Below are 6,068 nucleotides of genomic sequence, written 5' to 3' on the forward strand. Positions count from 1 at the left end.
CTCTGATATTAAAGGTGGCATGTGATGGTAATTGATAACCGCTGTTTTAATGCGGAAGCAATGAACGCAATTACTATTTCAGGCGGGAAAGATTCGCTGGCTCAGTGGCTGTTGGCTCGTGAAGCTGGTGTGTTGTATACGGCTGTCTTTGCAGATACTGGTCATGAGCATCCGCAAACTCTGGATTATTTATCTTACCTGGAGGGAAAGCTGGGAACGGTGAAAAGAGTCAAAGCTAATTTTGCCGATCGCATTTCTCAAAAGAGAAAGTTTATTTCTGAAAAATGGCCTGTATCTCTTACTGAAGAATGCGGATTTACTTTTGAACAGGCCAAAAAAATAATCGATACTGCATTAAAAACGCTTCATCCAACGGGCAATCCGTTCTTAGACCTGTGCATGTGGAAGGGGCGTTTTCCTTCATCAAAAGCGCGTTTTTGTTCAATTGAACTTAAACATGACCCTGTGCGAGACCAGTTTGTTAACCCATTACTCACTCAATTTGGCGAAGTCGTTTTATGGCAGGGGGTTCGTGCTCAGGAGTCCCCGGAGCGTGCTTCATTAGCTGAATGGGAATCTGGTTTTGACCTGGGTAAAGGACTGAATATTTATCGCCCGATCCTTAACTGGACGCATGATGATGTCTTTGCCCTGGCAAAGCGACACGGAATAAAACCCAATCCACTTTATCAACAGGGCTGCAATCGGGTTGGTTGTATGCCATGCGTGAATGTTGTTAAAGCTGAGTTGGCTCAGATTTTCCTACGCTGGCCTGAACAAATGAAGCGTCTTTCAGAATGGGAGGAGATTGTCGCAGCCTGTTCACGCAGAGGAAATGCAGTATTTTTTCATGCTGGACACGATCCTAAAAAGGCAACAAAGAACGGCACTGATGTCAGTCTGAAATCGCATGGTATTCATACCTATAAAGATTGGGCTTTGACAACTCGTGGCGGGAATCAATTTGATTTGCTGCTGTGTGCAACTGACCAAACTCTCTGTAACAGCGTTTATGCCGGTGTGTGCGAGTGAGTTTAAGCCGCATCACTCCGCAAATTAAAACGCCCGAAGTTTGGGCGTTTCCATGGAACAGACCACGCCAGGCCGTTTCTGGCCTGGAAAGACCGCTTACCCGTGACGAATACGATCAGGGGCAAGCTGTTTTAATCAGAGTAAAAAACCTCTCCACCGACCTGCGGGAAATTTTCAGAGGTCGCCATGCGTATCTGCTGAAAACAGAGGGCATTCATGCTGCCAATAAATACCTGATTTATACTCTTGGTCGCAGCATTCTTCCCCGCGTCGAAGTGGTCAATGCGGCTCACGCAATGAATGTTAAAGCTTCCATGAAATTCATGTCTGAGGCAGACACTTATCACAGCCTGCCGAGCATGAGCGATAAACCACTGCGGCGGTTCGCGCAGGGCATTGCAGGACAACTCAAAGAAATCTATGAAGACCGTTGTGATCAGCGGCTTGCTCAATACAACGGAGATAATTCGATTCTTTTTGAGGATCATACCCAGTGCGGGCTGTACAGCGAAATCGCAGGTATGGCACAGGCTTTCAATGTCACGCCGATGTACTGGACAAGGTATTGCAAAGGCAAGCTGGATGCCGTTTCCGCTATCGCCTCCATGTCGCGCCTTGTTAATCCGGATTGGTGGTTAAGTCAGTTGAAAGGTCAGCGTACCCGATGGCGTGAGTCATTGCTGATCGCAATCGGAAAGGTAAACCGCGACGCCTCTCCCTATGCCAGTAAGCAGGCGATTCGTGAAGTGCGTGCACGCCGCCTGTCTAATCTCGACTATCTGAAAAGTTGCGATCTTGAAAACGTCGAAACCGGCGAGCGCATTAGCCTGATAGATAAAGTGATGGCGAGTATCTCTAATCCTGAGATCCGACGTATGGAACTGATGAGCACCATCGCCGGTACCGAAAAATATGCTGCGGCAAATGGCGATGTTGGCATGTTTCTGACCATCACTACCCCTTCCAAATATCACCCGACGCGCATTGTAGGCAAAGGCGATAAAAAGCGCGTTCAGCGTAATCATGCGTGGGACAAAGAAGCCTATACACCGAAAGATGCGCAGCGATACCTTTGCGGGATCTGGAGCAAAATGCGAACCGCGTTCAAGGATAGCGGCGTGGCAGTTTACGGGATGCGCGTTGTCGAACCTCATCACGACGCGACCCCGCACTGGCACATGATGTTATTCACCAAACCCGCCATGCGTCAGCCGGTGATCGATATCATGCGCAAATATGCCATGAAAGAAGACGGCGACGAACGTGGTGCAGCAAAGAACCGCTTTGACTGTAAGCACCTGAACCGTGGCGGCGCTGCTGGCTACATCGCTAAATATATTGCGAAGAATATCGATGGCTACGCACTGGAAGGCGAACGTGATCACGAAACCGGCGAGTTGCTGACAGACTCCGCTGCCGCTGTTACTGCCTGGGCTGCTACCTGGCGTATCCCGCAGTTTCACCCTATCGGTCTGCCAACGATGGGTTCCTACCGTGAGTGCCGCCGTATCCGTTCCATCAGCCTGACCGAAACCTTTGACGAAGAAGTCGAAGCAGTACGCGCAGCTGCTGATGCCGGTGATTTTATGGCGTACATTGAGGCTCAAGGCGGCGCGAATGTTCCACGTGAAGATCAGACCGTTCGTGTAGCTCGTCGGGTTGCTGCTGAACTGAACACCTACGACGAAGAAGTGAAAAAGGTTGTCGGCATTTTTGCCCCTCACCTCGGCGACTCTCGTGTTTATGAAACCCGTAAAACTCAATGGCGCATCGTTTCTTCTGCCGCTGACGTTGAGGTTTTGACCTCTAAAAGCGCCCACGGCGCGCCTCGGAGTCCTGTCAATAACTGTGGGTTGGGAGGAAACAAAACGGCCGCAAATAGGCGCGATAACCCTGCTGGGAGCATCACCACTGCGAGCACTTCTGACAACTTGCGAGTTATTGATTGGACAGACACTGCCGCCGTGAAGGCGATTGTGGCGCGTATACGCGAAGAAACACCGAGGATCAGCAAAGCTCAGCGTAGTTTTGACCCGACTAAAAGGCGTGTTGCAGCTCCTTCTGCCAGATTGACCCCGCAGGAACGGGACAGATTGCCTCAGATTCAACAAGAGTTGCTCAAACACGACATCAGACCGGAGAAGTGGGAGCTGGAGGCCTTAGTCAGGGGGGCAAAAATCACTTTTGGAGACGTTGAGATCCAATACTCTCCGCTGCAGGATTGGGCAGAATTTTATGGGAATGATAACTGATTAAGTATTCATCAGAACTATGGCTCGACCATTAACATGCAGTTTTTTATGGAATTTGTTAAAGAATGGACATATTATACTGTACAAATAACCAGTGCATTGGAGTGAGTAATGGAATCCTCTCATGAGCTAAAAATGGCTTTGACTAAAATCCGGCTAATGGCTGACATCGCACAGTCAGCCCAGTGCAGAAATGATGAGTACGCACTGGTTATGGAAATGATCTCTGATATGGCTGATCAGGTATTGGATGAAGAGGAAGCCACGTATCCGCCCTTCACGGTTTACGACGACGAAGAATAGCCTGGAACATCGGGTGATCCCCTTTTAGCAGCTCTGCATGCATTGAGTGCATGATTTCGCATGGTGATCGCCCTGCTCTTTTCTCCCCGCCACACCAGTGCTGGCGTGGATCACACCGGATCGCGCAACTGCATCAAAAGCGACCTATAAAGCGGGCAGGCGTGGCGGGGATAGCATTGCGCGCATAGGCAAATCAATCGGAAGCTTTTTTTTACTACAAGAGCTTAAAATTTATAAAATATTTTTTGCAAAAAATCTTTATGCTCATTAATATCATTTACTAATGGTAACTTTACACATAGTTACATAGAGAATAACAAACTTACAACCTCACCTTATGGAACTGATTGATTTTGGACGATAAATGTTTTGAGATCTTACATGAACATTACAATAGAACTGTAGATCTACTCAAAGCAGAACTAAGAAAACGCGACATTCTTTTTTCTTTTTTACTGCTTAGTCTTGGTTTGTTGACCATTCAACTCTCAAGCGGCGAACTTGTCGACTCAATAATACTAAACTGGGGGAAAATTGATAAAACAGGGCTACCCGATAGAAATTTACTCTCGACTTTTTTATGGATTATTTCGTTTTATATATATATTAAATACGCACAAGCTTGTGGCTTCATTGAGTTAAAATATAAATACATCGATAAAATCGAGGGTAAACTTAACTCAAAATACCCTTTCAGTGAAATATTTACTTTTGAAGGTGCTTTTTATAAAAAGACTAATAACTTGTCTCGAGCTATAGTTGGGATTTTATTCAAGATAGGTATTCCTATAATTGTAATATTATCGCTTATAACTAGAATCTACTTGGAAGCCACTTTAAATATCACCCATGGATTTTATTTTTTCATTAATGCAGTACTTGCTTTTTCATATGTTTCATATGTAATCATTGCATCCTTTAATAATAAATGAGATTTTAAGATGAGAAAAATCAAAATATTCCTCAGTTATTGTCATGTTGACTCTGCACACAAGAATAAAATCCTAAATTTTTTAATCCCCAACAGTGGCGAACAAATTGAAATTTGGCATGACCGTGAACTATTAGCTGGAGATGATTTTAGCGACGAAATAAAATCAAAACTTGAGCAAAGTGACATTTTTATATTCCTTGTATCTCAGGATTTTTTGAACTCTAAATACTGTCTTAATGTAGAATTAGATATTGCCTTAAAAAAGAAAGCTGAAGAAGATGAGATGAGGATTATTCCAGTAATCCTTGATTATTGTACATTTAAAAAATCTAAAATGTCCCCTTATAATGCTTTACCTTCAGATGCTAGACCAATATCTACTTACGAAAATCTCAATCAAGCATATCTTGAAATCGCTAATGAGATCTCTGAGGTTGTAAGTTACATGACACAATCTAGACTTGTTGAACGTCGTGATATTTCAACTCTTTCAAGCGACGCTACCAAAGAAAAACTCAAATTGGATTTTGAGAAAAACCTCAATGATCTTGGTTTTACAGTTCAACACAGTAGAAAAGACACTTTGTACCTGCATGACCTATTCATTTATCCAGATTTAAAGCGAATGAAATATGACTTTGATGACTACGATGTTTTTGTTGGCGCAAAGGAAACACTTGAACCTGAGAAAATATTTAACAAAAACACATTAATTATAGGTGAAGAGCAATCAGGGAAGTCAACTTTGTGTAAAGTGATATTTCAAGATTGCTTTGCAGCAGGGTTAATGCCAATTCTAGTTAAAGGTGATCAATTTAAAAAGACTTCTGAAATAGAGCAAGTTGTTTTGTCACATCATAAAGAACAATATCAAGGTAGTCTTGTTTCCAAATCGAAAATAATCATCATTATTGACGACATTACTGAGTCACCAATTAATGAGAAATTTAAAAGAACATTGTTACAAAATTTAAAATCATTATATAAATCTTTAATTATAATAGCTGATTCGAAAATAAAATTTAGTGAACAACTTCTTAAAGACTTCGATAGTTTTAATAGGTATGAAATTACTAATTTTGGGCATATACAAAGGAGCCAAATAGTTGAAAAATGGAACAACATTGGAACCGATGAGTCTATTAATTTGGAAGACCAACAAAGTTCCAATGACAATCTCAAAAGAAACATTGACTCGATATTAATGAAAAATATAGTACCGAGCAAGCCAATATTTATACTGATGATTTTACAGATATTAGAATCGAAGTCGCAGAACAATTTTGCACTTACATCCTATGGACATTGTTACCATTCTCTTATTGTTCAAGCAATAAACAAAGCCAATGTCAAAATGGATGAACTGAATGATTATTTTAACTACTTATGCGAGCTATCATATTACATATTTAATAAAGGAAATTCTCGAATAACGTTACAAGATCTCGAGGACTTTAAAAAGCAATACAGTTCTAATTACTATATAGTTTCTCACGACGAAGTGCTTAAAAAACTAATTAAATCTAATATATTAAACATTTTCAATG

General features: G+C 42.3%; 5 protein-coding genes. All 5 read left to right on the forward strand.

The window, feature by feature from the left end:
• Positions 1–24 precede the first annotated feature (24 nt).
• Positions 25–1,032, forward strand: coding sequence for a phosphoadenosine phosphosulfate reductase domain-containing protein (locus tag J1778_RS01210; RefSeq protein WP_120161737.1), 1,008 nt, complete (start codon positions 25–27; stop codon positions 1,030–1,032).
• The gene (locus J1778_RS01215; RefSeq protein ID WP_217171633.1) at positions 1,029–3,284 is read left to right on the forward strand and encodes a replication endonuclease; all 2,256 of its coding nucleotides are present in this window, start codon (positions 1,029–1,031) and stop codon (positions 3,282–3,284) included. The genes J1778_RS01210 and J1778_RS01215 overlap by 4 nt, the downstream gene beginning before the upstream one ends.
• Before the next feature lie 135 nt (positions 3,285–3,419).
• The gene (locus J1778_RS01220) at positions 3,420–3,587 is read left to right on the forward strand and encodes a hypothetical protein (protein WP_217171634.1); all 168 of its coding nucleotides are present in this window, start codon (positions 3,420–3,422) and stop codon (positions 3,585–3,587) included.
• A 353-nt stretch (positions 3,588–3,940) separates the two neighbouring features.
• Positions 3,941–4,519 (forward strand): hypothetical protein, encoded by a 579-nt coding sequence (locus J1778_RS01225; protein WP_217171635.1) that lies wholly within the window; start codon positions 3,941–3,943, stop codon positions 4,517–4,519.
• 9 nt (positions 4,520–4,528) lie between these two features.
• On the forward strand, positions 4,529–6,068 hold a 1,540-nt coding region (locus J1778_RS01230; protein WP_217171636.1), incomplete at its 3' end, for a TIR domain-containing protein.

The organism is Rahnella bonaserana (assembly GCF_019049675.1).
In the GTDB taxonomy this organism is placed as follows: domain Bacteria; phylum Pseudomonadota; class Gammaproteobacteria; order Enterobacterales; family Enterobacteriaceae; genus Rahnella; species Rahnella bonaserana.

What these genes read in the sequence shown, in the direction of transcription:
- J1778_RS01210 (WP_120161737.1), top strand. Translation starts at nt 25, where the DNA reads ATGGTAATTGATAACCGCTGTTTTAATGCGGAAGCAATGAACGCAATT.
- J1778_RS01220 (WP_217171634.1), top strand. Translation starts at nt 3,420, where the DNA reads ATGGCTTTGACTAAAATCCGGCTAATGGCTGACATCGCACAGTCAGCC.